This is a genomic window from Enterobacter cloacae complex sp. P38RS (assembly GCF_014930775.1).
GTDB lineage: Bacteria > Pseudomonadota > Gammaproteobacteria > Enterobacterales > Enterobacteriaceae > Enterobacter > Enterobacter bugandensis.
In genome coordinates, this window is the sequence record NZ_JADBRS010000030.1 from 1 (window position 1) to 1426 (window position 1426).

At 54.6% G+C, this 1426-nt stretch carries 1 protein-coding gene; it reads left to right on the forward strand.

All coding sequences use genetic code 11. From position 1 onward, the window contains the following. Positions 1-84: 84 nt before the first annotated feature. On the forward strand, positions 85-1413 hold the full coding sequence (locus IM303_RS22110; protein WP_048999009.1) for an IS4 family transposase: 1329 nt from the start codon (positions 85-87) through the stop codon (positions 1411-1413). Positions 1414-1426: the final 13 nt, after the last annotated feature.

A 1426-nucleotide genomic window follows, 5' to 3' on the forward strand; every position in this document is an offset into this window, starting at 1 on the left:
TAATGCCGATCAGTTAAGGATCGGTTGACCGATCCAGTGGCTGTGTAAGAATCCGGAAATGCTCACCCGTTTCCGGATTTTTTTATGCACATTGGACAGGCTCTTGATCTGGTATCCCGTTATGATTCTCTGCGTAACCCACTGACTTCTCTGGGCGACTACCTTGACCCGGAACTGATTTCCCGCTGCCTTAAAGAATCCGGCACTGTCACGTTACGCAAACGGCGCCTTCCTCTGGAAATGATGGTCTGGTGCATTGTCGGTATGGCCCTTGAGCGTAAGGAGCCTCTTCATCAGATCGTTAACCGGCTGGATATCATGTTACCCGGCAATCGTCCGTTCGTTGCGCCCAGCGCCGTGATCCAGGCCCGCCAGCGGCTGGGAAGCGAGGCCGTCCGCCGGGTGTTCACGCAAACAGCGCAGCTCTGGCATGGAAACACGCCGCATCCGAACTGGTGCGGTCTGACCCTGCTGGCCATCGATGGTGTGTTCTGGCGAACACCGGACACGCCAGAAAATGATAACGCCTTCCCCCGCCAGACGCATGGCGGAAATCCGGCACTCTACCCGCAGGTCAAAATGGTCTGCCAGATGGAGCTGACCAGCCATCTGCTGACAGCAGCGGCCTTCGGCACGATGAAAAGCAGTGAAAATGAGCTTGCCGGGCAACTTATAGAGCAAACCGGCGATAACACCCTGACGTTAATGGATAAGGGATATTACTCACTGGGGCTGTTAAACGCCTGGAGCCAGGCGGGAGAGCACCGGCACTGGATGATCCCCCTCAGAAAGGGAGCGCAGTACGAAGAGGTCAGAAAACTGGGCAAAGGCGATCATCTGGTAAGGCTGAAAACCAGTCCACAGGCACGAAAAAAGTGGCCGGGTCTGGGAAATGAGATGACAGCGCGCCTGCTGACCGTGACGCGCAAAGGAAAAATCTGTCACCTGCTGACGTCAATGACGGATGCCATGCGTTACCCGGGGGGAGAAATGGCAGACCTGTACAGCCATCGCTGGGAGATAGAGCTGGGATACAGGGAGATAAAACAGACGATGCAGCTGAGCAGGCTGACGGTGAGAAGTAAAAAGCCGGAGCTTGTGGAGCAGGAGCTATGGGGCGTATTACTGGCGTATAATCTGGTGAGATATCAGATGATTAAAATGGCGGGACATCTGAAAGGATACTGGCCGAACCAGTTGAGCTTCTCAGAATCATGCGGAATGGTAATGAGAATGCTGATGACCCTGCAGGGCGCTTCACCGGGGCGTATCCCGGAGCTGACACGTGATCTTGAAAGTATGGGGCAACTGGTAAAATTACCGATAAGAAGGGAAAGGGCCTTCCCGAGAGTGGTAAAGGAAAGGCCCTGGAGATACCCCACAGCCCCGAAAAAGGGCCAGTCAGAGTCTTAACTGACTGGCATTA